Below are 23,415 nucleotides of genomic sequence, written 5' to 3' on the forward strand. Positions count from 1 at the left end.
CGCCCGGAGCGGCGACGACGACCCGGCCGACGACGCGGGGTTTTTCACGACCCACGTGGTAAGGCCGGCCATGCACGTAGGTGTCGTCGCCCAGAAGGGGAACGTGCGCGCCGCCCACCTCGCCGGCGACCTCCGCGAGGAACTCGCCGCGCGGGACGTCGACGTCGACGTCGACAAAGCGACTGCTCGGGCACTCCGGGGAGACGAGGCGACTGCTCAGGCACTCCAGGGAGACGAGGCGACTGCTCGAGCACTCGGGGAGGACGAGGCGACCGCCACGGAACTCGACGTCGACGGCGTCGCCGTCGGGTCGATGGGCGCGTGCGACCTCGTCGTCAGCATCGGCGGCGACGGCACCTTCCTGTACGCCGCCCGCGGCGCCGGGTCGGTCCCGATCCTCGGCGTGAACCTCGGCGAAGTCGGGTTCCTGAACGCCGTCTCGCCGGCGGACGCCCACGACGCCGTCCTCGCTGAGGTCGACCGATACCGGAAGACGGGCGCCGTCCGGTCGCGCGCGCTCCCGCGACTCGCCGCGACCGGCGACGACTGGTCGCTCGCCCCCGCGATGAACGAGATCGTCGTCCAGGGCCCCCAGCGCGGGCACGGCGCCGGTGCCGGGTTCGAGGTCCGCGTGGACGGCGAACTCTACTCGGGCGGGCACGCCGACGGCGTGCTCGTCGCGACCGCCACCGGGTCGACCGCGTACAACCTCAGCGAGGACGGCCCGCTCGTCGCGCCGTCCGCGGGCACCCTCGTCGTCACGGAGATGTGCGCGGCGGACGCGATGCCCTCGCTCGTCCTCGCCCGCGACCAGACGATAACCGTGCGCGTCGACGACGCCGACGCCGCGCACGTCATCAGCGACGGCCGGGAGACCCACGAACTCGAGCCGCCAGCGACCGTCGAGGTCGGCGTCGCTGACGACCCAGTCCGGGTCGCCGGCCCGCCAGTGAACTTCTTCGAGGCACTCGGCAAACTCGACTAGGGCAGCCGCGCCCGCACTCGCGACCGCCCTCACGCCCGCACTCGCACCCCTGGCCACCATCGCGGGCGGCCGAATCCACCATCACGGGCGGTCGAATCCACCGTCACGACGGGCGTTCGCGAACGGTCGCTGCGGGTGCGGTCGCCGTTCCCCCTTCGTCAGGTACAAGCGGCTCTCGTCCCTTCCGGGTACCAATGAGCCAGGAACTGCCGGACGTCCAGGCGTCGAGCCCGGACGTCACCGTCGGCCTCAACCAGGTCGGGGTCACGGGCGTCGAGAAGCTCGTGAAGCTCGCCCGACCGGAGAAGCGCCCCATCGTGCTGATGGCGGAGTTCGAGGTGTTCGTGGATCTGCCGTCGTGGCGGAAGGGCGCGGACATGAGTCGGAACATGGAGGTCATCGACGAGACGCTCGAAGCCGCGACCAGAGATGAGGCGTACCGCGTCGAGGACGTCTGTGGGGACGCCGCCGAACGCCTGCTCGACAAGCACGACTACACGACGAAGGCCGAAGTCCAGATGGAAGCCGAGCTCGTGACGCGCGAGCAGACGCCCGCGAGCGACCGCGAGACCCAGAGCACCGTCGACGTCATCGCTGGCGCGACCGCGACCGACGAGGGGACGCGCGAGGAGGTCGGTGCGCGCGTCGTCGGCATGACGGTGTGTCCGTGCTCGCAGGGCATGAGCGCGGCGCGCGCCCGTCGCGTCCTCGATGACCTCGGCGTCGACGACGAGACCGCGGACGCGTTCCTCGACGAAGTCCCGCAACCGGGTCACAGTCAGCGCGGGCACGCGACGCTCACCGTCGAGACCGACGGCGCGCCCGAGGTCGACCTCATGGACCTCGTCGAGGTCGCGCGCGACTCGATGAGCGCGCGCATCTACAACCTCGCGAAGCGCCCGGACGAGGACCACATGACCTACGAGAGTCACTCGAACGCGAAGTTCGTCGAGGACTGCGTGCGGTCGATGGCCGAGGGCGTCGCCAGCGAGTTCCCGGACCTCGCCGACGACGCCGTCGTCACGATGAAGCAGAGCAACGACGAGAGCATCCACCAGCACAATGCGCACGCCGAACGCATCGCCGAGGTCGGCACGCTCCGCGAGGAACTCGCCGAGGACTGACGACCGGGCACGAGCGCGGGCCTGTGCCACCCGACCGCGCGAGTCTCAGAATGAGAGCGGCTCTACCTAGTCTCTCTGCCTCTCAGAACGAGAGCGGTTCGGCGCCGTCCCACGTGGGCCGGAACTTCTCGAAGACGTCCGCGGCGAACTCGGGGTCCTTCAGGTCGATCATCGCGAACGCTTCGGTGCCGCCGAGGGGGTTCGGGACCTGGATGACGACCTCGATGTCGTCGATGAGGTTGAACGTGCCCGTGACGTCCTCGCTCGTGCGCACGGAGAAGTTCGGGTCGTCGGTGAGTCGGTTCCGGTAGCGGCGGCCGACGTCCTCGCTGAGGGAGGCGACCATCTCGCGAGTCATGAGGACGTCGACGTGGACGCCGCGGTCGAGTGCGTTCTCCATCTCCTCGACGATGGACTCGCCGATGTCGGCGACGTTGAACTGCGGGCTCGGGTCGGAGGCGACCATCACGATGCGGTCGTCGGCGGCCGTCAGCCGCTCGAGGAGGAGGTCGGTGGTCTCCTCCTGGCCGACGGCGGCCGTCCAGAACTGTTCCTCGACGGGTTCGGCGGCGTCGAGTTCGTCGCTCAGTTCGTCGACGATGTTCTGGTACTGCTCGGCCTTCTCCTCGAGTTCGCGCTTCTTGTCCTCGAGCAGGCGGTCGAGCGCTGTCGCGGGTTCGACGGCGACGTACTTCTTCGGTCGCGAGGCGGTCTGGCTCCGAACGAGGTTGTACTGCTCGATGCTGTTGAGGACGTCGTAGATGCGACCCATCGGGACGTCGCTCGCCCGGGACAACTCTTTGGCGGTTGTCGGGCCGGTGTTGAGGAGTGCGCGGTACGCTCGCGCCTCGTATTCCGACAACCCGAGGTCTCGCAGGCTGGCCATAGTAAACCCAATCAGAGTGGAGAACCATAAACACATCGGTAGTTGTGGCCGACGGCGAGGGCGTCGGTCCGAACGCGCCTCTCTCCTCGGCAGCTCGCATGCGCGGCAGCCCCGAAGCCCTCAGACCGTCTCCGCGACCAGGTCCGCGAGCGCCGGCGGCGTCGTCGCGGTGCCGGCGACGTCGTCGCCGCGCGCCACCGTCGCCTCGCCCGCCGGCACGTCGCTCGCGGCCGGGACGACGACCTTCTCGTGGTCCGCCATCCGGAGCGCCGCGCGATGCAAATCGCTGCCTGCGTCATCGCCGACGCGGATCACGAGCGGCGACTCCAGGTAGCGCGACGCGGCCGCGGCGTACGTCGCGACGCGGACGCCGAACCGGTCGGCCGCACCGCCGAACGCTTCGAGCGCCCGCCGGCCGCGAGCGCGGTACTCGTCGTCTCCGGTGACGACCGCGAGGTCCAGGAGCGCGTCGGCGAGCGCGACGTTCCCGTCGAGCGGATACAGCGGTTCGTCGAGCAGGCCCGCGCCCGACGCCGGGCCGTCGCGGAACGCGTCCTCGTCGCCGAGCGCGTCGATCGTCCAGTCCGCGACCGCGCGCGCCGCGTCGACGACGTCGCCACCGACGGCGTCCGCGCCGAGGACCTGTCGCGCCCGCAGGAGCGCCGAGAGCACGTGCGCCTGATCCGCGAGCACGCCGCGTTCGCCGGTCTCCCCGTCGACGCGGTAGTGCGTCACCGCGCCGTCGTCGGCGACGAGGTCGTCGCGGACGAACGCGAGCGCGTCACGGCCGTACTTGCGCGCGTGCTCGTCGTCCGTGTACGACGCAAACGTGAGGAGCGCGTCCGCCGCGAGCGCGTTCCGGTCCGCGAACGCCGTCCCGTCGATAGCGGGGGCCTCGGCCGTCTCGCGGTCGCTCGGGTCGAGCGCGTAGTACTCGTCGTCGTCGGCCTGACTGCCCGCGAACGCCTCGCCCGTCCACAGCGTCGACGCGAGGTACTCCACGCCCGACCGCGCCGCGTCCCGGTACGACTCCGTCCCCGTGTAGAGGTACGCGTTCGCGAACGCCCGGACGAGCGCGGCGTTCGAGTCCAGTAGCTTCTCGTGGTGGACCGTCGACCAGTTCGCGTTCTCCGCGAACCGGTAGAACCCGCCGTCGTGGTCGTCCCGGAGGTTCGCGTCCACGGCGTCGAGCGTGCGGACCGCCTGGTCGCGTTCGCGCTTCAGCGCGAACTCGACCGTCCGCGGGAGCGGGAACTTCGCGCCCTCGCCCCACCCGCCGTCGTCGGCGTCGAACGCGTCGACGAGCTGGCCGAGCATCTGCTTCTCCACCTCCGGCGTCAACGCGCCCGCCGGCGGCGTGCCGTCGCGGAGCGACCGCGGGACCGTCCCGGCGTCCTGGCCCTTCGCGTCCCACGCCTTCCGGACGCTCGAGAGCACTTGCCGGAAGCCGTCCGGAGCGAGGTAGCCCGCGCCCGAGAGCACCGTTCCGTCGGGCGCGAGGAACACCGTCGACGGGAACCCGCCCATGTTGTAGCGTTCGCGAACGCGCGGGCGTCGGTCGACGTCCACGCGAATCGGCACGAAGCCGTCGTTGACGTTCGCCGCCATCCGCGGTTCGTCGTACGTCTCCCGGTCCATCTCGTGACAGTGCGCGCACCACGTCGCGGACAGCGACAGTAGCACGGGCTTGCCGGCGCGCGCGGCGTCGTCGAAGGCGTCCTGACTCCACTCGCGCCACTCGACGCGCGTGCGCTCGGCGGACTTATCCATACGCCCGGTTGGGTGCGGCGGTGATAAAGGGCTTTGAACCCGGACGCGTTACGCACGGGCATGGTCGGGTACCTCCGGTACGTCGCGGCGCTACTAGTCATCCCGCTCCTGGACTCAATCGTCCTGGTGTGGCTGGTGACGTCTGGGACCCTCGGCGGGCTGCAGGCGGTCGCGCTCGTCGTCCTCACCGCGTTGATCGGGATGGTGCTCGTTCGCGCGGAGGGCCGGCGGACGCTCCGGAAGATCCAGAAGTCGCTCGCGGCCGGGAATCCGCCGACGAACGAGCTGCTGGACGCGGGCCTGCTCATCGCCGCGGGCGCGTTCCTGCTGACGCCCGGACTGGTGACGGACGCGGTCGGGATCGCGTTGACGCTCCCGCTCTCGCGCATCCCGATCCGGATGGCCCTGAAGAAGTACGTCGTCGTCCCGTACATCGACGAGCACGCGGCCGGGATGGCGTCCGGGAAGGCGTGGACGTTCGGATTCCCGAACCCCGAGGACGCGTCCTCGGGCGGCGGTGGCGGGTTCGGCGCGACGTTCGGCGGGAGCTTTGGCACCGGCGGCGACGCTGACGGCGGTCCGTTCGGCGCAGGGAGCGACGGTGACGGCGGTCCGTTCGGCGGTGGCGCCAGCGAGCGCGCTGAGAGCGACGACACCATCGACCTGGACGAGGACGCGTTCGAGGTCGACGTCGAGGACGTCCACGAGGACGACGAAGACCGAGACTGACCCCCACAGAACTGCAAGAAGGAAACCCTTTTATCCATCACCCATCTACCTCAGACTGGGTTCGGGCGGATAGCTCAATTAGGTTGAGCGCCACTCTGATAAGGTGGAGGTTCTCGGTTCAAATCCGAGTCTGCCCACTTCTCCAGCGAACAACGACGTCGAGCGCAGCGAGGCGTCCGTTCGCTGGAGAAGTGCAATCTCGATTTGAATCCTGTGAGTCGCAGCCCGCGCAGCGGAGCGAGCAGGAACGTCTCACATCGGTTCAAATCCGAGTCTGCCCACTCCTCTGCTGCCACAAACGAGGAGCGTAGCGACGAGTGCGGCAGCGGAGAAGTGTAGTATCTGTTCGAGTCTCGTGAGTCGTAGCGCCGAGGGTAGCGATGTCAGTGGCTGGTGGTTCGGGGACGCGACGGACGGTATCCGGCGCGGCGGATTGCCGTGGTGGCTGTTCGTCCGGTCAGTCCGGTGGCTATTGGGGTCGTGAGGACGTCGGAATCGCGGTCACGGGCTACCAGTCGATGCGTTCGATGCTGTATCCGCCGCAGTTGGGGCAGACGTGGTGTTGGACGTCGTAGTCCGTCTCGCAGGAGAGACAGACGTAGTCCGGTGGCGCGTCGTCGTCCTGGAAGCGCGCCACTACTGCTTTCAGTGTTCCCATCCGACGGATGCCAGGGTATCGATGGGTATAACGCTTCTGTCCTGGTATCGGTCGTCGCGCAGTGTGCCGATTCGTGCCGCTGTCGGCCGCCTTGACGGTGCCTCCGCCGGAGTTTCACTTTCACTCTGCATGGCGCGGGTTTAGGGGCGTCGTGAGCGTCTGTCTCGGTATGAGTGCACAGGACGACGTGCGGGAGGCGCTCGAGGCGGCGAAGCTCGCGGCGGCGTCGGACGACTACGATTCGCTGGAGGACGCGGGCCTGGAGCTCGTGGGGTTGGCGCGTCGCCGGCGCCACGAGGACGACTGACGGGTCGCGAGTGGGCGACGGCGGCGGCGTTAAGTCGTCGCCGTCCGAGGCGTCGGGTATGGCGATGGACCCGGACCCGGCGGGTCGTGCACGCGACGGGGCGTCGGACTACGACTACGCGAGCGACGCCGTCGAACGCCCGGACCTGGCGGCAGCGCTCGCCGAGCGCGTCGACGGCGAGGTGCGGTTCGACGACTACTCGCGGCAGCTGTACGCGACGGACGCGAGCCTGTACGAGGTGACGCCGATCGGGGTGGTGTTCCCGACGGGGACCGCGGACGTGTCGGCGGTGCTGTCGTTCTGCGCGGAGGAGGACATCGCGGTGCTGCCGCGGGGCGGCGGGACGAGTCTCGCGGGGCAGTCGGTGAACGAGGCGGTGGTGCTCGACTTCACGACGCACATGGACTCGGTGCGCGAGGTCGACGTCGAGCGGCGGCGGGCGCGAGCGGAACCGGGCGTGCTATTGGGGGACCTGAACGAGCGTCTCGCCGAGCACGACCTGAAGTTCGCGCCGGACCCGGCGTGGGGCGACAAGTCAGCGCTCGGCGGCGCGGTCGGGAACAACTCGACGGGCGCGCACTCGCTGCAGTACGGGAAGACGGACGCGTACGTCGAGCGCTGCGAGGTAGTGCTCGCGGACGGCACCGTCACCGAGTTCGGCGAGGTGTCCCTCGCGGAGGCCCGCGAGCGCGCTCGCGGCGACGACCTCGAGGCGGGGATCTACGCCAAAGTGCTGGAGATTCTCGACGAAGATTCGGACCTGCTCCGGGAGCGGTACCCGGACCTGAAGCGGTCGGTGTCGGGGTACAACCTCGACTGGCTCGTCGAGGACTACGCTGGCGGCGAGCGCGGCGTGGGCGAACCCGATGGGCCGGGGGACGTCGTGAACCTCGCGAAACTGCTGTGCGGGAGCGAGGGGACGCTCGCGGTCGTCACCGAGGTCGAGATTGCACTCGAGCCGGTGCCGGAGACGAAGTCCGTCGCGTTGCTGTGCTACGACGACCTCGTGACGGCGATGGAGGACGTCGCTGCGGTGCTCGAGCACGACCCGGCGGCGGTCGAACTCGTCGACGACGTCCTCCTAGGCCTCGCGCGGGAGACTCCGGAGTTCGGCGAGGTCGTCGAACTGCTGCCCGCGGCGACGAGCGACGTGCTCCTCGTCGAGTTCTACGCCGAAGACGATGCCGCGGGCGAGCGCGCCGTCGCGGAACTGCTCGCCGACCGCGTCCCGGAACCGACCGGGGAGGGCGCGACGCGGACGGACGCGGTGGCGGGCGACGAACCCGGAACCACGGGTTCGCCCGACGGACCGCCCGCTCGTGCGGTCGCGGGACTGGAGGCGCACGACGCGGCCGAGCGCGAGAAGTTCTGGAAGCTCCGGAAGTCGGGGCTCCCGATCTTGCTCTCTCGGACCTCTGACGCGAAGCACGCGTCGTTCATCGAGGACGTCGCTATCCCGCCCGCGAACCTCCCGGAGTACGTCGAGGCGTTCCAGAAGGTCCTCGACGACCACGGGACGTTCGCGTCGTTCTACGCGCACGCCGGCCCGGGCGTCCTGCACGTCCGGCCGCTCGTAAACACGAAGACCGTCGACGGCGTCGAGACGATGCGGCAGATCGCGGACGCGGTGACGGACCTCGTCGTCGAGTACGGCGGGTCCGTGAGCGGCGAGCACGGCGACGGTCGCGCGCGCACGGAGTGGAACCACAAGCTGTTCGGGGCCGCGATCTGGGAGCGCTTCCGCGAGCTGAAGTCGGCGTTCGACCCGGACTGGCGACTGAACCCCGGACAGGTCTGCGGGGACGTCGACATGACCGAGGACCTCCGGAGTGGACCCGATTACGCGTTCGACGCGGGGTTCGACCCGGCGCTCGCGTGGGAGAACGAGAACGGCATGCAGGGGATGGTGGAGCTCTGTCACGGGTGCGGGGGCTGTCGCGGCCCGCAGGAGACGACGGGTGGCGTGATGTGTCCGACGTACCGCGCGGCCGAGGAAGAGGTGACGAGCACCAGGGGGCGCGCGAACCTGCTCCGGCAGGCGATGAGCGGCGACCTCCCCGACGACGCCCATCTCTCCGAGGAGTTCCGCGAGGAAGTCCTGGACCTCTGCGTGGGCTGCAAGGGCTGTGCGCGGGACTGCCCGAGCGGCGTCGACATGGCGAAGCTGAAGGCGGAGGTGACCCACGCCCACCACGAGCGCGAGGGCGCGACGCTCCGCGAGCGAGCGTTCGCGAACGTCGACGCGCTCGCGACGGCGGGGAGCGCGCTCGCGCCGGTGTCGAACTGGCTGGCGCGCGTACCCGGGGCGCGAACGCTCCTGGAGAAGACGGTCGGCATCGGGACCGAGCGGCCGCTCCCGACGTTCCGGCGGGAGACGTTCCGGGACTGGTTCGAGGCCCGCGGGGGGAGTGCGGTCGACCCGAACGCGGCGACCCGCACGGTCGTCCTCTTCCCGGACACGTACACGAACTACACGAACCCGGAGGCGGGGAAGGCCGCCGTGCGCGTCCTGGAGGCGGCGAACGTGCACGTCGCGGTCCCGGGCGACGTCACCGATACCGGCCGGCCCGCGCACTCTATGGGATTCCTCGACCAGGCTCGCGAGACCGCGGAGACCGTCGTCGACGCGCTCGCGCCGTACGTTCGCGCCGGCCGGGAGGTCGTCGTCGTCGAGCCCTCCGACGCGGTGATGCTCCAGTCGGACTACCGCGACCTCCTCGGCGACGACGGCGAAGAATTGGACGCGGTCAGCGACAGCGGCGAACTGGAGGCGGTCAGTTCGGCGACCTTCGGCGTCTGCGAGTACCTGGACGCGTTCGGCCTGGACGCCACCGTGGACTGGGCGGCGCCGGACGACCACGTCGCGTACCACGGGCACTGCCACCAGCACGCGACGAAGAAGGACCACCACGCCGTGGGCGTGCTGCGGCGCGCGGGCTACCGCGTGGACGCCCTGGACTCGGGGTGCTGTGGGATGGCGGGGAGCTTCGGGTACGAGCGCGAGCACGAGGCGATGAGCGACGCCATCGCGAGCATCCTCTACGAGCAGGTCGATGCGAGCGACGCGGACGGGGTCGTCGCGCCGGGCGCGTCCTGTCGGACGCAGCTCGCGAACCGCGAGAGCGCCGACGGCCATCCGCCGACGCCGATCGAGGCGCTCGCGGACGCACTCCCCGGTCGCTGACAGCCGCCGGCCGTTGACGCTCATCGGTCGCTGACAGCCGCCGATCACTGACAGCCGCCGGTCGCTGCCGCTCACCGGTCGGGTACGGTCGTCGGTCGTCTCGCCGTCGGTCGGTTCGAGCCGCTGTGCACCCCGTTTGCAGGCCCCCGAAGGAACTTAGACGATTCGCGTGCAAATGGGTGGCGGACGCACGAGCACGCTCCATGGTTCAGACGTCCCGTGCGTCCACCCCCTTTGTACCGCGTTTCGGGTCTCGGAACGCCGAAGCCGGTTTCTCCGGGTGCTGACGACCGGTTCTCGGATTGCAGGCGCACAGTTCTCGGACCGCGCGCGCAAGGCCCATCGAGGCTACGGACGATTCAGGGACCGGCCCGGCGCGGAACCGATGGGTTCAGGCGGGTGGCGGCCAAGCGTCGAGTATGGTTACGCTCGCGGACGAACGCCTGCAGGCGGGGCTCACCGTGCTCGCGGGCGTCGTCGGCCCGGGGTTGGCGAAGTTCGCGCTCACCGCCGCGGGGTACTCGCTCCTCGGGACGCTCGCGTGGACGTGGGGGTTCGCCGCCATCGTCACGCTGTTCTGGCATCGATGGATTCGCTCGCTGGACTTGACGGGGCCGACGCCCTGACCGCGGCCGGCCCGTCTCGCGAACGCACTGGGGGCGCGGTATCGTTACGTTAAAGACCGCTTCGGGGCGAGATACGACCTAGGAATGATGGACATCGCGCTCCAGATCGTCGACAACTTCCTGCTCAACTACAACGTGGGGCAGGCTCTGCTCTTGCTGTTGATCGTGTCCGTCCTCGGCGCGCTACCCCTGAAGTCGATGAAGCTCGTCGGGCTGACGCTGGTCGCGTTCGGCGCGATCTTCGTCCTGACGCCGAGTTCGCTCACCGGGATCGAGTACCGGTTCCTCGGGCTGGCGCTCATCTTCGTCGGCCCGATGATCGTCGTCGCGTCCCGCAAGTAATCCGCGGGATCGATCGCGTTCTGGGCGTTCTGGGCGTTCCGGGCGTTCGGGTGTTACGGTCGTCGACGCCACGACTGCCCGGGTCGAGTCGAATCCGACCGTACCGGATCAGTCCACGAGGTTCTCGTACTGCGCGCCGGTCTGCTTCAGGGTCTCCGTCGAGTAGAGGCGTTCGTGCGCGAACGGCAGGTGGTCGGTCGCGAGTTCGTCTATCTTCTCGTCGACGACGGTCGCCTCGCGGCCGTGAATCATCGTGAAGAGGTTGTACTCCCAGTCGAGGTCGGGGCGTCGCGGGCGATGATAGCACAGCGTGACGTACGGGAGCGCCCCGACGCGTTCGCCGCGCGCATCGAGTTCGTCGTCGGGGACGTCCCAGACGACCATGCAGTTGTTCTCGAATCCGGTGACGACGTGGTTGACGACGCACCCGATGCGCTTGATGCAGTTCCCCGCACGGAGCGCGTCGATGCCCTCGAGGACGTCCGCGACGTCGGCGTCGAGTGCCGCGGCGAGGTCGCGGTACGGCGTTCGCGAGACGGGGAAGCCGTCCTGGATCGCGAGCAGGAGGTCGGCGTCGAACGCCGAGAGGTCGCCGGTCGCGTCCTCGCTGATGCGGGTGGCTGAGACGTCCGTCGACTCCAGGCTCTCCCGCGCGAACCGGTCGTCGTTCACGACGGGGAACTCGAGGTCGATGTAGTAGTCCGTCAGCATCGGGAGCGAGAGCACCGTGCAGCCGGTCTCGGCCTCGATCTCGGCGAGGATCTCGTCGCGTCGCTCGCGCGACCCGGCGGTGACGACGAACCACATGTTCCACTCGTGGTCCCGCCGGTAGTTGTGGTTCACCTGCCGGTAGGAGTTCACGACGTCCGCGATCTCGTCGAAGCGGTCCTCGGGGGCGGCGACGGCGGCGAGCGTCGACGACCCGATGACGGGCGGGTTCAGGACCGCGCCGAACCGGCGGAACACGCCGTCGTCGAGGAGTCGACGCGTGCGGTCGAACGCGTCCGCTTCGGTGGTGCCGATGGCGTCGCCGACCGCCGCGAACGGGCGTTCCTCGATCGGGAAGTCGCTCTGGAATCCGTCGACGAGGCGTGCGTCGACGTCGTCGATGCGCTCCCGCCAGTCCCCCGAGTCAGTCATTGCTCGCGCTTGGCACCCCGTGGGTTTCAACGCCGCGGAATCGACGCGGCAGCGACCGGGAGACCGCATTCGACGCGGCAGCCACCGCGAGTTCGGAATCGAGCGACGGACGGCCGTGGTCGTCAGTCGTCGCGCTTCGCGGCCGGGTTCGTCACTGCGCCGTTGGCGGCGGAGTCCATGTCGCGGCCGTACTTCGCGAGGACGCCCGACGCGTACGCGGGTTCGGGGTCGTCGCGGGCGTCGAGGCGCTCCGCTATCTGGGAGTCGGTGAGGTCGACGTCGAGCGTGCGGTCGGGGACGTCGACCGTGATCGTGTCGCCGTCCTCGACGGCGCCGATGGGGCCGCCGTCGAACGACTCCGGCGCGACGTGCCCGATCATCGGGCCGCGCGTGCCCCCGGAGAACCTGCCGTCGGTCAGGAGGGCGACGTCGTCCTCGTGTCCGGCGCCGACGACGGCGGCGGTGACGCCGAGCATCTCGCGCATCCCGGGGCCGCCGCTGGGGCCCTCGTTCCGGATGACGATGACGTCCCCGCTCTCGATACCGCCCTCCTGGACGTACCGCATGGCGTCCTCCTCGTTCTCGAACACTTTGGCGGGGCCCTCGTGGTGGAAGGCGTCGTCGCCCGTGACCTTCAGGACGCTCCCCTCGGGCGCGAGGTTGCCCTTGAGGATGCGGATCGCACCCTCGGCCTGGTAGGGGTCGTCGACAGTGTAGAGGAAGTCCGCGTCCGCCGCTGCGACTTCGTCTCGGGTGGGGAGGCGCCCGGAGTCCTCGAGGTACTCGAGTTCCTCGGCGACGGTGCGACCCGTAATCGTGTTCGCGTCGCCGTGGACGAGGCCGGCGTCGTGGAGACGCCGGAGGACGACGGGGACGCCGCCGAGCTCGTGGAGGTCGTTCATGACGCGCGTGCCGCCGGGCTGGAGGTTCGCGATCTTCGGCGTGCGCTGACTGATCGTATCGAAGTCGTCGATGTCCAGCTCGATGCCGGCTTCGGCAGCGAGCGCGAGCAGGTGGAGGACGGCGTTCGTCGACCCGCCGATGGCGACCTGGAGCGCGATCGCGTTCTCGAAGCTCTCGCGGCTCAGGACGTCGGAGGGGCGGCGGTCGGCGTGGACGGCGTCGAGCGCGAGTTCGCCCGCGCGCCGGGCCTCTTCGTACCGAGATTCGTCCTCGGCGGGCGGGCTTGCGGAGCCCAGCGGCGCCATCCCGAGCGCCTCCGAGATCGACGCCATCGTGTTCGCGGTGAACATCCCGCCGCAGGAGCCGGCGCCGGGGCACGCGTGGCGCTCCATCTCGTCGAGTTCGGCCTCGCTCATCGTCCCCTCTGCGACCGCGCCGACGCCCTCGAAGACGTTCTGGATGGTGACCTCGCGGCCGTCGTGCTCGCCGGGCATGATCGAGCCACCGTAGAGGAAGACGCTCGGGAGGTCCGTGCGGATGCTCGCCATGAGCATCCCCGGGAGGTTCTTGTCGCAACCGGCGACGGTGACGAGGGCGTCGACGCGCTCGCCGAACGCGACCAGTTCGACGCTGTCGGCGATGACCTCCCGCGAGATGAGGGACGCCTTCATGCCCTCCGTCCCCATGGAGATGGCGTCCGAGATGGTGATGGTGCCGAACTCTATCGGCATGCCGTCGGCGCTATCGATGCCCTCGATGGCGGCGTCGGCGACGTCGTCGAGGTGGACGTTACAGGGCGTGATGTCGGCGGCGGGGTTGGCGACGCCGACCATCGGCGCGGACAGGTCCTCGTCGTCGAATCCCATCGCGCGGAACATCGCTCGATGCGGGGCGCGCTCGGTGCCCTCCGTGACCTCGCGCGACCGGAGGCCCTCGGGCTTGTCGTGCTCGCTCATATCCGCAGGTAGCGCCGCGGCGTCTTAAGTTACGGTACCACGACAGACGTTGCTGGCAGGGCCGTCGTCGACCGAATCGATTCGGCCGCGCCCCGAAACGGCGACGGATTCTTGACACGAGCGTCTGTGGATCGAGGTATGCGTACGAGTCGACGAGATGGCACGCAGTCGTCGCGCACCGCCCTCGCTGCGGGAGTCGCGACCGTGACCGGCGCCGTCCTGCTCGTCCTCACCTTCCACAGAGGCGGTTGCACGGACGCCTTCTGTCCGGGTGCGACCGCCGTCGCATTCGAGAGCGTGTCGATCTCGTCGTGGACGATTCGCTGGCAGGAGGGCTGCAACAGCTGCGCGGCGAGCCTGACACCAGCGCTCGCGGGCGTGGTGCTGTTCGCGCTCGGCGTGCTCTGGCTGACCAGGAGCGTCGTTGCCGAAGACCCGGGGCCGACCGGAGCGGACTGACCGAGCAGTTCCGTCACCGGACGTGGTTGCCACCGCCGAAACCCCTTGGACCTCCACTCCCTAGCAGTCGGTATGGTCACGGTCTCGGCGGGTGCCCGCCTGCACTTCGGGTTCCAGAACCTCTCGCTCGCGCACGACCGCCTCTACGGTGGCGTGGGCGTCGGACTCGCCGAACCCCGCGTTCAGGTGCGCGCCGAGCCGGTGGACGCGGTCGCGGTGGACGCGGCCGCGGACGCGATGCCGGCGGTCGGCGGCGACGAGCGCGCGGACCTCGACGCGACCCGCCGGTTCGCCGACCGCGCGGCGAGCGTCCTCGGCGTCGACGGCGCGCACGTCACCGTCGAGCGCGCGCTCCCCCGGCACGTCGGCCTCGGCAGCGGCACGCAGCTCGCGCTCGCGACGTACGCCGCCGTCGCCCGCGCGAACGACCGCGAGCCCAGGCCTCGAGAGCACGCGCCCGCGCTCGGTCGCGGCGGCCGCAGTGGCGTCGGCGTCGGGACCTTCGAGGCCGGCGGGTTCGTCGTCGACGCCGGCCACCCGACCGCCCGGTTCACCACGGACGAACCCGCGCGCGGCGAGTGGGAGACGCCGCCCGTCGTCGCCCGTCACGACCTCCCCGCGGACTGGCGGTTCGTCGTCGCCGTCCCGGACGTCGACGCGGGCCGGAGCGGCGAGAGCGAGGCCCAGAGCATGCGGACCGTCGTCGAGCACGCCGACGGCGGCGTCGCCGACGCCGTCGCCGGCACCCTCACGCGCACGCTCCTCCCCGCCGCCGCGACGAACGACCACGCACGCTTCGCGGACGGGATGGCCGAACTCGGCCGACTGAACGGCGCGTGGTACGCCGACGAACAGGGCGGCGTCTTCCGCCCGCCCGTCGGCGAGATCGTCGACTCGCTCGCCCGCAGCGACGCCGTCGGCGGCGTCGGCCAGTCCTCGTGGGGGCCCGCCGTCTACGGCCTCTCGGACGAGTCACGCGTCGACGACGCGATCGACGCCGCCCGCGACGCGCTCGACGCCGCCGGCGTCGACGGTAACGTTCTCGCCACCGCACCCGCCACCACCGGTGCAGACGTCGAATAGACCAGATCACCGCCACCGTACCCACAGTACCGACCGGAGAAAGCGTCACGGGACGACTCGCGAGTGCTTCGTTTCAGCAGTCACCCATCTCACTGTCCGTCACGTGACTGTGCGAACTAAGCACTCGATGTATGCCTGTACTTCGTAAGCACCGCCAGATTCTCGCTCTCAGGAATCGCCCAGGCTTTGACTCAGTTACTTATTATGCCGCTCCGTTTTTCAATCTCACTCCTCAACACTTCCCATGGATGAACGCCCTTACGAAGGGTCAGAAGATCATCAAGGAAGCGACATCGAACACATCCAGAACGAGTATGATTGGAGCAGTACGAATCCGTCGGTAGCAATCGTAGAGACAGTCGCAGTCACTCTTAATCGTGAACCGAACAAGCTCCCGCCGCTCTATGATTTCATCGATCCAGACGCCATCGATGCTCTCCTCTCACGACCCAACAGTCGGGGCGTTCACTTGAGCTTCGTGTATGCCGGAGTCCGAATCACAGTAGACGACGACGGGACCGTCACGATCCATCCCCGTGGTGAAGATTGAAGACGGTATTGCTACAGAGAGATCGTTGCCAGCACCTACGAATCCAGAGTTTCGAAGCTCAACAGCTTTCTGAACCTGACCGACCGACGGGAATCAAACTGCATTTTCATACACGGTCCGTTTTTACGTACTCACTCACTGCTCGGTACCACCAGGAGACGGGTCGTGCAGTGTGATTTCTGCATCACCGCAGGGACACTCCCCAAGCCCATCCAGACAGAACGATCCGTCGGGGCTTATCTTGGCCACGTAGACCGATTCACAGCTATCGCATCTAGCAACCGTTCTGGCCACCCCGCTGTCGCGTTTCCCTGACATCTTTATTATCTTTCTATGTTGCCGTTGTCGGCGTTTGAATAGGGCTCGGGAGCAGTTAATCGACACTCAGTTCCATCGGCGCTTCGAGGGACGAGTCGGCGTCCAGGATCGTAGACAAAGTTGGCTGCACCTGCGCTAATTGCTCGGTTGGTTCCACGAGTTTGCGCTCCGGGTCGTAGTCGACGAGTCCTTCCGAACTCAACTTCGGGAAGTGGACGTGATACAGCGAGAGGCGAATATCTGTGAGTACATCCGCAGACGCTTCTGTGATTGGCGTCTGATGATTGTACTTGAGGACGGCCTGCGTGAGGTCGTTGAGCGTTAACGACCGCTGTTCTCTTGCGAGCACCCCGAGGACGATCCGACGGTGCTGGTGTTGACAGAGCTCGAGTACCGAATCAAAGGCGATAGAATTCTCACTCATTAAACTACCGTAGCCGGCCGACGGGAATCACGGTGACTTTTTCAGATACAAACCTATTTTAAGCCCTCGCTCGGGATTCGACCGAGAAGGTAGAGAGCGTGCCCCCGAGGACGTGCTTGATTCCCCCTCGGAGGCGGGAGCCGACGGCCTGCTGGGAGATGCCGAGTTCCTCGCCGAGGTCCTCCAAGGTGACCTCGCGGGGGGACTCGTAGTACCCGCGCTCGTAGGCGAGCACCAGCGCTTCTTGCTGGGTGTCGGTGAGGCCGGCTTCGGTCGCCGTCTCGACCGGCGTGAGTGCGTGTAACTCCGTCAGCGTGATCGGGATGTCCAGCTCTCGACATCGTCGCTGGAAGTCCGCGACGTCGCTTCGGTCGTCCCCGCGGATCTCGAACGTCCACTGCTGGTCGGTGCCTGTGGCCGCGATCAGTGGAACCGCTGTCTCCGCGAGGATGGTCAGCACGTCGGCGTAATCGAGCGCCCACTCGACGCGTAACAGGTACTCGTCCTCGACGGAATCGACGAGTCGAATATTCTTCACGCCCGGGTGCTCGTTGAACGCGCTTTCGATGTCGTCGACTTTGGTTCCTCGCACCCAGAAGTAGGGGATGACCACGTCCTGTGCGGGGATCAGTCGCTCCAGCGTGATCGTCACATCCGGTAGTTGTTCGAATACGGTTCCCAGGGGGAACTGATCGGACGGTACCGTGAACGTCGCTTCGGTCGCCATAGCGAACCGATACGATCTGTCGGGAAAGGACTATGGCCAATACATCTCGCAGGTGAACTGTCAGAAACACGGTGCTGGCCGATACGTATGCCACCTGCATCTACCACTACCCTGGTGGCTACGAGAGAGGCCAGCGAGGGATTCGAAGACTCGGTACTGGCGTCGGTTCCTGAGACCAGGCCTTCGCGTTGCCGCACCTCGTGCAGTCGATACCCTCGTGAGGCCACCGAATCCGAAACGGCGAGCTGGCGGCCGCCGTATGTTCGTGCGGGCGGTTTACTGCCGTAAGACAGTTACCACCTGCTCTCCACCGTGCGTGCATGGACCGGCTCCCGTTCGGGATCTCGCGGCTGGACTCGATGATCGACGGCGGTGCGCCGCCGGGGAGCGTCGTGCTCCTCGCCGGCGAGGTCGGCGCGGGTGCTCGCGAGTTCGTTTACACGGCCGTGGCGATGAACGGGCTGGCGCACGCGGACGCGGAACTGTTCGACCTCTACTACGGCGGTCTGCACGGCGACGCGGTCGTTCCCGACGACATCCACTACATCTCGTTCACGGAGGAACGGGACGCGATCGTCTCCGAGATGCAGTACGCGATGGACGACGACATCGTCGACGCGGGCGCCGACGCCGTCTCGTTCGCGGACTTCTCCACGGAGTACTTCGACCTGTCGCAGGTCCCCCGCGAGTGGTACACGGGAAAGACGCGGAAGATCACGGAGCTCGGCGACCGGAACGAGCGTCGCGGGACGCTCGACGCCGTCGGCGAGTACATGAACGACCACGCGAGCGGGAGTCTCGTCGTCGTCGACTCCGTCACCGACCTCCTCTCCGCCGCCTCCGGCGACATGACGTGGAACGAGATCACGCTCCTCATGAAGGGCTTGAAGAAGGCGAGCTACGAGTGGGGCGGACTCGTCCTCTTGCTCGTGAACACCGAGGCGTTGTCCTCGCAGCAACTCGGCGGGCTCATGGAGTCGACGGACGGCTCGCTCCTGTTCGAGTGGGAGTCCGGCGGCTCCGAGCGCGCTCGCACCCTCGTCGTCAAGCAGTTCCGCGGCGTGCTCTCGCGGCTCGAGGAGGAGAACATCATCCAGTTCGAGACCGACATCAACGACTCCGGGTTCGACATCAGCGACGTCCGGAAGATCCGCTGATCGTCCGCGACCGTCCGCGGCAGCGTCCGTTGCGCGCGTTCTCCACCGGCGTTACACAGGTCGATTTTGCAACAACCCTTATGCACCCGAGGACCGAAGCAAGCCCGAATGGCGAGCGAGGAGCACGTCGACGTCTCCGTCCGACTGCCGCCGGATCTCGAGGAGTGGCTCGACGAGCAGGCCGCCGATCGGGACCGGTCCCGCGAGGACGTCGTCCGAGAGCTCGTCGCCGCGTACCGCTCGATGACGGAGAGCGACGCGAGCGGCGACGTACTCACCGACGGCGACCTCGACGACGTCGTCGACGCAGACGACCTCGATGGTTACGTCGACGAGGGTGATCTCGACGAAGCGCTCGCGGCGTACGTCGAGTCGGGGACGTTCGAGTCGGCGCTCGACGAGCAGCGCGAGGAGTTCACGGCGCTGCTGGAGGACGTCCGGAAGCGCGTGGTGCAGGTAAAGCGCGAGGCGGACGCGAAGGCGCCCGCGGACCACGGACACGAGGACGTCGAGGCGCGCGTGGACGCGGTCGAGAGCGACGTTGCGTCGCTGTCGGAGACGGTGGACGAGGTGGCGTCGGACCTCGACGCTGGGTTCGAGAACTTCGAGGACGTCCTGGAGTACCTCACCGAGCGGACGGACGAGCTCGAGGAGAAGACGGGGACGCTGGCGCGCGTGCTCGTGGACCTGCGGTCGGAGGTGAAGCGGTTGCGTGCGACGGAGGCGCGGCGCGCGGAGGCGGAGGCCCTGCAGCTCGCGGCGAACCGCGAGGGGGTGCGGACGGCGAAGTGCGGCGAGTGCGAGTCGCCGGTGGACGTGTCGCTGTTGTCCGCGCCGGAGTGCCCACACTGTGCGAGCACGTTCGGCGACGTCGAGAAGCGCTCTGGGCTGTTCTCGTCGAACCGACTCGTGACCGGCGACCCGCCCGCGCTGCCGGAGAGTCAGAAGGCGGCACTGGACGACGACCTGGCTGCGGAGCTCGCCGAGCAGGCGGAGGACGCCCCGGAATGACCGGCAAGCACCACGGCGAGCGCGGTGACGGCGACGATGGGCGGATCGACGGCGACGCCAGTGAGTCGTCGGCCGAGGAACCCCTCGGTGAGTTCAGCGAGCGCGTCGTCGACGATGCCGACGGGACGGACGACGGCGGCGTGGGAGACGAGACGCCGGCGCTGGAGGCGGGCGCGGACGCGGGTCGGTCCGGGCCGCTCGGCGACCTGGCCGCGGACGTCGACGGGCGCCGCGAGCGCAGCCGGAGCGCAGACGACGAGCTGTTCGACGAGGTCGACGTCGGCGAGGTGGACGCAGACGAGCTCTGGGCGCAGGTCGAGTCCGACGACCGGAACGTCACCGCGGACGGCGAACGCGCGATCCGGAAGGTCGAGAAGCGCAAGTACTGTCAGGGCTGCCCGCACTTCGCGACGCCACCGGACGTGCATTGCTCGCACGAGGGCACGGACATCATCGAGCAGGTCGACATGGCGCACTTCGAGGTCGCGGACTGTCCGGTCGTGCTCGAGGACGAGCGTCTCGAAGACGTTACAACCGACTAGACGCGTACGTTCGCGCATGGAATTCTGCGACGACTGCGGGTCGATGATGAAGACCGACGGCGACGAGTGGGTTTGCGGGGCCTGTGGCGCGACGACGTCGCGGGGCGAGGACGAGTCCGAGTTCGTGTCGACCGACTCGCAGGCGGACGAGGAGGTCATCGAGACGGAGGAGAACGCGAGTTTCGAGGGGAAGCCGACGACGACGGACGTGCACTGCGACGAGTGTGGTACCGAGAAGGCGTGGTACTACATCCAGCAGACGGCGAGCGCAGACGAACCGCCGACGCGGTTCTTCAAGTGCACGGAGTGCGGGAAGAAGTGGCGCGGGTACAACTGATCCCCGCCGTCGGCCCGCTACGTCGTGGAATCGCGACCTTCGATCGATCCCCTACCGACGCGATTCCTCGACGTGCTGTGACTCCGAACCCGTCGACGGACGCAGCTGGCAAAAGTTTATGTGACGACAGATATAGTGGTAGTTGCATGCCAGAATCAGTCGAGATCAGCGACCCGTCGGCATTCAGCGGGCAGTCGCTCGCGACACAAGTCGTATTCACGATAGTAACGTTCGGTCTGTATCCGATATGGTGGTCGTACAAGACCGCGAAGATGCTCGATAGGGGGACGAACCAGAATCTCAGCCCCATTCTGGCCTTCATCCCCTTCGGGAACATCATCCTGTACTGGCAGATCGCGGAGGCTTCGGAGCCGCTCACCGACCAGGACGCGATGCCGACGTTCCTGCTGTTCCTCTTCTTCGGCATCATCAGCTGGTATTGGGTCCAGAGCGGCATCAACGCCGCCGTGGAGTCGTAGCGGAGTTCCCGCACGGTCGCTTCCGGCTCTCGGGACCAGGACGCTGTGACTCTGGCTCCGCGTCGAGCTCGTTGTCGGTTGTTCGAGGAGGTGGTGAGTTGAGCATATCGAGCTCGGCGACAGGACTATCGCTGGCGCTGGCCGACTGTCGCGTTCAGGACCGACCTGTCACTACCGGGTTCGATGCGAGAGGGGGAGAGTGGCGTCGGTGGCGGCGTCGACGTGGGGGGAGTTCGACGCCGCAGCGGACGCCGGGGGGCAATGGGTGGGGGTGAGTCGTCGGTGACGAAACACCAACGTCCCCACGTTCACTTCGAGCGCAATCGACGTAGCCGTGGGTCCTAATACTGTAGGCCGTGCCCCGAGTCCGCTCATCAGGTGTCGGTGACGGCGTCCCGTCCCTCCGGATCAGCCTTCGGGACGCCCTCGAGAGCCGCCAGTGCGCGCTCGCGACTCTCGGCGACGCGCTCCCGGAGCGCGGCGAGGTCGTCGGCCTCGTCCTCGTCGCGGTACGCCGGCCCGGCCTCGAGCACGGCGAGTTTGGACTCGAGCGCGAAGTACTCGCGGAACGCGTCGGCGTGCTCGTCGAGCGCGAGCAGGGCCTCGACCGTGGACAGGAGGGCGTCGCGACCGACGGGCTTGACGAGGTAGTCGTCGAACGGCATCTCGACGACCGAAAGCGCCGGTTCGACGGCGGTGACCATCGCCACGCGCTGGTCGTGGCCGCGGTCCCGCATCGCCGCGAGGAGCGCGTCGCCGGACATCGACGGCATCCGGCGGTCGAGGAGGACGACGTCGACGTCGAACGCCGCGAGGGCGTCGAGTGCGTCGGCGCCGTCGAACGCGGTGTGGACGGCGACGTGCTCGCGGAGCCAGAGCGCGTACGTCTCGGCGAGGTCGGCGTCGTCGTCGACGACGAGCACGGTCGCGTCAGCGGATTCGAGGTCCACGGTGGCGTGTAGCGACGGGTCGTTCGTCCGTGGCATGATGTACTGGTCTCGCGGTGACCGACTACCCGATACTGGTGACTACGGGGGCACGGGTCCTCCGCCTAGGTAGTTTGGGTACGAGTGGCGGGGCGGACCGGGTAGCGGGGTGGACCGGGTAGCGGGGCGGACCGAGTGGCGGGTCGTCGGAGGAGCTGCGGAAGGGAAGGACACTTCCGCGTTCGCGGCGGAGTACGGGGCATGACGGCGGGTACGCGCGTCGAGGTGCATCCGGGTCGCGAGGCGGTCGTGGAGTTCGACCCCGAGTTGACCTTCGAGTGCGTCGACGAGTGCACGTGGTGCTGTACGCACGGCGTCCTCCTCTACGAGGAGGACTTCTACGAGCTCGCCGAACGCGAGAGCCTCGACGAGTCGACCACGCAGTTCCGCGGCGAGGACTTCGTGAAGAAGGAGGCGAAGGACCGCGACGAGCACGTCGGCGACGACGGCGAAGCGTGCGTGTTCCTCCGCGACGACGGCCTCTGTTCGCTGCACGCCGAGCACGATTGGAAGCCGGCGCGGTGCTCGGTGTACCCGCTCGCGGTGAGCGTCGAGGACGGCGAGATCCACGTGGACGTTCGCGAGTCGGCGTGGGAGCACTGCGAGGGCATGAACGTCTCAGAGCGGAAGGTGATCGAGAACCTCGACGCGTTCCTCCCGGCGGTGCTCTGGGAGCTCGACGACCCCGCGAGCGACCGCGAACTGTAAGGCTGGCGTCGGAGCGGTGGCCGGTGTCGGTCCGCGACTCGAGTCAGGCGACGAGCGACCAGGCGACGAAGACGACGAGGCCGCCGAAGCCGGTGCTGGCGACGGCGTGCAGGCGGAGCGAGTCGAGGAGTTCGTGGGCGTGGTCGCTGGTGTGTGCGACGTCGTAGACGTCGCCGCCGATCTCGCACGTCGGGAGGAAGTCCATGGCGACGTGGAGGAAGACCCCAGCGGCGAACCCGAACACGAGCGCGTTCGGGACGGGGTCCGGTGGGAGGGCGACGATGGACGCGGGGATGGCGGTGAGGCCGACGCCGGCGGCGGGCAGGAGGAGGATGCGCGGGTCGCCGTCGTTCGCGGCGAGCCGGCGGGCGGCGGCGTAGCCGGCGGGGCCCTTGTGGGAGACGATGGCGACGCCGAGGAACGCGCCGAGCGTGGGCATGTTGCCGTAGACGATGCCGATGATGGCGCCTGCGGCGAGGGCGTGCGCAGAAATCTCGAGGCTGGTGTGGTCGACGTTCGTCTCGTGCGTGAGGCGGTGGCCGACGGTGTGTGCGCCGAAGCCGAGGACGATGCCACTGGCGACGCCGAAGCCGCCCCAGCGCGGGTGGAGACCGAACGCTTGCGGGAGGAGGAACACGGCGGCGCTGGTGACCATGGCGCCGGCGGCGAGGCCGTACGCCCAGACGAGGCCGTGGGCGTGCCCGGAGTCGGCGCGTGCGCCGAGCGGGATGGCGACGGCCATCGCGACGAACGCGGTCCAGGCGATGCCGACCACCTTCCAGAGTTCGGGTCGGCCGTCGAGTGCGGCGGTGACGGCCCACGCGGTGAGCGCGAGGAAGGCGGCGACGGCGAGGACGGCGACCGCGGGCACCCCCACGAGGTTGTTAAATCGGGACTCTGCGTTAGCAACCATATCAGTTAACAAAACGAGGCCGAACGTTAATAATACCGTCGCTCCCGGACGGTCGCGGCGGCGACCACGTTCGGGGGGTTCGCACGTCGATTTAGCCCGTCGAGTTCGGTC

At 68.3% G+C, this 23,415-nt stretch carries 25 protein-coding genes and 1 tRNA gene; 17 read left to right on the forward strand and 9 right to left on the reverse strand.

The window, feature by feature from the left end:
- Nucleotides 1-70: 70 nt before the first annotated feature.
- On the forward strand, nucleotides 71-985 hold the full coding sequence (locus tag G9C85_RS06525; RefSeq protein ID WP_166038100.1) for an NAD(+)/NADH kinase: 915 nt from the start codon (nucleotides 71-73) through the stop codon (nucleotides 983-985).
- 194 nt (nucleotides 986-1,179) lie between these two features.
- Nucleotides 1,180-2,109, forward strand: a complete 930-nt coding sequence (gene mptA, locus G9C85_RS06530; RefSeq protein WP_166038102.1) for a GTP cyclohydrolase MptA — start codon at nucleotides 1,180-1,182, stop codon at nucleotides 2,107-2,109.
- 82 nt (nucleotides 2,110-2,191) lie between these two features.
- On the opposite strand, the gene G9C85_RS06535 is transcribed toward mptA, so the two are convergent.
- Entirely contained in the window at nucleotides 2,192-2,995 is an 804-nt protein-coding gene (locus G9C85_RS06535) for a TrmB family transcriptional regulator (protein ID WP_166038104.1), read from the reverse strand.
- A gap of 120 nt (nucleotides 2,996-3,115) precedes the next feature.
- Entirely contained in the window at nucleotides 3,116-4,765 is a 1,650-nt protein-coding gene (locus tag G9C85_RS06540) for a DUF255 domain-containing protein (protein ID WP_166038106.1), read from the reverse strand.
- Between the two features lie 60 nt (nucleotides 4,766-4,825).
- Here G9C85_RS06540 and G9C85_RS06545 point away from each other — a divergent pair, with 60 nt between their 5' ends.
- Together G9C85_RS06545 and G9C85_RS06550 are read left to right on the forward strand one after the other, a co-directional pair.
- Entirely contained in the window at nucleotides 4,826-5,494 is a 669-nt protein-coding gene (locus G9C85_RS06545; RefSeq protein ID WP_166038108.1) for an FxsA family protein, read from the forward strand.
- A gap of 63 nt (nucleotides 5,495-5,557) precedes the next feature.
- Nucleotides 5,558-5,631 (forward strand) — tRNA-Ile (locus G9C85_RS06550).
- A gap of 371 nt (nucleotides 5,632-6,002) precedes the next feature.
- Here the strand turns inward: G9C85_RS06550 and G9C85_RS06555 are convergent.
- A complete protein-coding gene (locus G9C85_RS06555) occupies nucleotides 6,003-6,152 on the reverse strand; it encodes a hypothetical protein (protein WP_193570600.1) in 150 nt (49 codons plus the stop codon).
- A gap of 169 nt (nucleotides 6,153-6,321) precedes the next feature.
- Between G9C85_RS06555 and G9C85_RS06560 the strand changes: the two genes are divergently transcribed.
- From G9C85_RS06560 to G9C85_RS06575, 4 genes are all read left to right on the forward strand, one after another.
- Nucleotides 6,322-6,459 (forward strand): hypothetical protein, encoded by a 138-nt coding sequence (locus G9C85_RS06560; protein WP_166038110.1) that lies wholly within the window; start codon nucleotides 6,322-6,324, stop codon nucleotides 6,457-6,459.
- Nucleotides 6,460-6,517: 58 nt separating this feature from the next.
- Nucleotides 6,518-9,643, forward strand: coding sequence for an FAD-binding and (Fe-S)-binding domain-containing protein (locus tag G9C85_RS06565; RefSeq protein ID WP_166038112.1), 3,126 nt, complete (start codon nucleotides 6,518-6,520; stop codon nucleotides 9,641-9,643).
- 419 nt (nucleotides 9,644-10,062) lie between these two features.
- Nucleotides 10,063-10,269 carry a hypothetical protein gene (locus G9C85_RS06570; RefSeq protein WP_166038114.1) on the forward strand — a complete coding sequence of 69 codons (207 nt, stop codon included), beginning with the start codon at nucleotides 10,063-10,065 and terminating at the stop codon, nucleotides 10,267-10,269.
- 84 nt (nucleotides 10,270-10,353) lie between these two features.
- A complete protein-coding gene (locus tag G9C85_RS06575; RefSeq protein ID WP_205254313.1) occupies nucleotides 10,354-10,611 on the forward strand; it encodes a hypothetical protein in 258 nt (85 codons plus the stop codon).
- Between the two features lie 108 nt (nucleotides 10,612-10,719).
- Here the strand turns inward: G9C85_RS06575 and G9C85_RS06580 are convergent, their stop codons facing one another.
- Nucleotides 10,720-11,751 carry an Lrp/AsnC family transcriptional regulator gene (locus G9C85_RS06580; protein ID WP_166038116.1) on the reverse strand — a complete coding sequence of 344 codons (1,032 nt, stop codon included), beginning with the start codon at nucleotides 11,749-11,751 and terminating at the stop codon, nucleotides 10,720-10,722.
- Nucleotides 11,752-11,873: 122 nt separating this feature from the next.
- Complete coding sequence (gene ilvD / locus G9C85_RS06585; RefSeq protein ID WP_166038118.1) at nucleotides 11,874-13,610, reverse strand: dihydroxy-acid dehydratase; 1,737 nt, start codon at nucleotides 13,608-13,610, stop codon at nucleotides 11,874-11,876.
- A 138-nt stretch (nucleotides 13,611-13,748) separates the two neighbouring features.
- On the opposite strand from ilvD, the gene G9C85_RS06590 reads away from it, so the two are divergent.
- From G9C85_RS06590 to G9C85_RS06600, 3 genes are all read left to right on the forward strand, one after another.
- Nucleotides 13,749-14,069, forward strand: a complete 321-nt coding sequence (locus G9C85_RS06590; RefSeq protein ID WP_166038120.1) for a hypothetical protein — start codon at nucleotides 13,749-13,751, stop codon at nucleotides 14,067-14,069.
- Between the two features lie 72 nt (nucleotides 14,070-14,141).
- Nucleotides 14,142-15,152 carry a beta-ribofuranosylaminobenzene 5'-phosphate synthase family protein gene (locus tag G9C85_RS06595; RefSeq protein ID WP_166038121.1) on the forward strand — a complete coding sequence of 337 codons (1,011 nt, stop codon included), beginning with the start codon at nucleotides 14,142-14,144 and terminating at the stop codon, nucleotides 15,150-15,152.
- A gap of 244 nt (nucleotides 15,153-15,396) precedes the next feature.
- Nucleotides 15,397-15,702 (forward strand): HalOD1 output domain-containing protein, encoded by a 306-nt coding sequence (locus G9C85_RS06600; protein WP_166038124.1) that lies wholly within the window; start codon nucleotides 15,397-15,399, stop codon nucleotides 15,700-15,702.
- 373 nt (nucleotides 15,703-16,075) lie between these two features.
- On the opposite strand, the gene G9C85_RS06605 is transcribed toward G9C85_RS06600, so the two are convergent.
- Entirely contained in the window at nucleotides 16,076-16,444 is a 369-nt protein-coding gene (locus tag G9C85_RS06605) for a hypothetical protein (protein WP_166038127.1), read from the reverse strand.
- Between the two features lie 58 nt (nucleotides 16,445-16,502).
- A complete protein-coding gene (locus G9C85_RS06610; RefSeq protein WP_166038129.1) occupies nucleotides 16,503-17,171 on the reverse strand; it encodes a helix-turn-helix domain-containing protein in 669 nt (222 codons plus the stop codon).
- Nucleotides 17,172-17,491: 320 nt separating this feature from the next.
- Between G9C85_RS06610 and G9C85_RS06615 the strand changes: the two genes are divergently transcribed.
- The 5 genes from G9C85_RS06615 (at nucleotide 17,492) to G9C85_RS06635 (ending at nucleotide 20,697) form a co-directional block, all read left to right on the forward strand.
- The gene (locus G9C85_RS06615) at nucleotides 17,492-18,328 is read left to right on the forward strand and encodes an HTR-like protein (protein ID WP_166038131.1); all 837 of its coding nucleotides are present in this window, start codon (nucleotides 17,492-17,494) and stop codon (nucleotides 18,326-18,328) included.
- 108 nt (nucleotides 18,329-18,436) lie between these two features.
- Nucleotides 18,437-19,339, forward strand: a complete 903-nt coding sequence (locus tag G9C85_RS06620; protein WP_166038133.1) for a ribbon-helix-helix protein, CopG family — start codon at nucleotides 18,437-18,439, stop codon at nucleotides 19,337-19,339.
- On the forward strand, nucleotides 19,336-19,881 hold the full coding sequence (locus G9C85_RS06625) for a hypothetical protein (RefSeq protein WP_166038135.1): 546 nt from the start codon (nucleotides 19,336-19,338) through the stop codon (nucleotides 19,879-19,881). Before G9C85_RS06620 ends, G9C85_RS06625 begins: the two co-directional genes overlap by 4 nt.
- A 16-nt stretch (nucleotides 19,882-19,897) precedes the next feature.
- Entirely contained in the window at nucleotides 19,898-20,218 is a 321-nt protein-coding gene (locus G9C85_RS06630) for a transcription factor S (protein WP_166038138.1), read from the forward strand.
- A gap of 146 nt (nucleotides 20,219-20,364) precedes the next feature.
- Nucleotides 20,365-20,697 (forward strand): DUF4234 domain-containing protein, encoded by a 333-nt coding sequence (locus G9C85_RS06635; RefSeq protein ID WP_193570601.1) that lies wholly within the window; start codon nucleotides 20,365-20,367, stop codon nucleotides 20,695-20,697.
- Nucleotides 20,698-21,071: 374 nt separating this feature from the next.
- Here G9C85_RS06635 and G9C85_RS06640 read toward each other — a convergent pair whose 3' ends face one another.
- Nucleotides 21,072-21,683 carry a response regulator gene (locus G9C85_RS06640; RefSeq protein ID WP_166038140.1) on the reverse strand — a complete coding sequence of 204 codons (612 nt, stop codon included), beginning with the start codon at nucleotides 21,681-21,683 and terminating at the stop codon, nucleotides 21,072-21,074.
- Nucleotides 21,684-21,884: 201 nt separating this feature from the next.
- Here G9C85_RS06640 and G9C85_RS06645 point away from each other — a divergent pair, with 201 nt between their 5' ends.
- Entirely contained in the window at nucleotides 21,885-22,391 is a 507-nt protein-coding gene (locus G9C85_RS06645; protein WP_166038141.1) for a YkgJ family cysteine cluster protein, read from the forward strand.
- A 43-nt stretch (nucleotides 22,392-22,434) separates the two neighbouring features.
- Here G9C85_RS06645 and G9C85_RS06650 read toward each other — a convergent pair whose 3' ends face one another.
- On the reverse strand, nucleotides 22,435-23,304 hold the full coding sequence (locus G9C85_RS06650; RefSeq protein ID WP_166038143.1) for a ZIP family metal transporter: 870 nt from the start codon (nucleotides 23,302-23,304) through the stop codon (nucleotides 22,435-22,437).
- Nucleotides 23,305-23,415: the final 111 nt, after the last annotated feature.

The organism is Halorubellus sp. JP-L1 (genome assembly GCF_011440375.1).
GTDB lineage: Archaea > Halobacteriota > Halobacteria > Halobacteriales > Natrialbaceae > Halorubellus.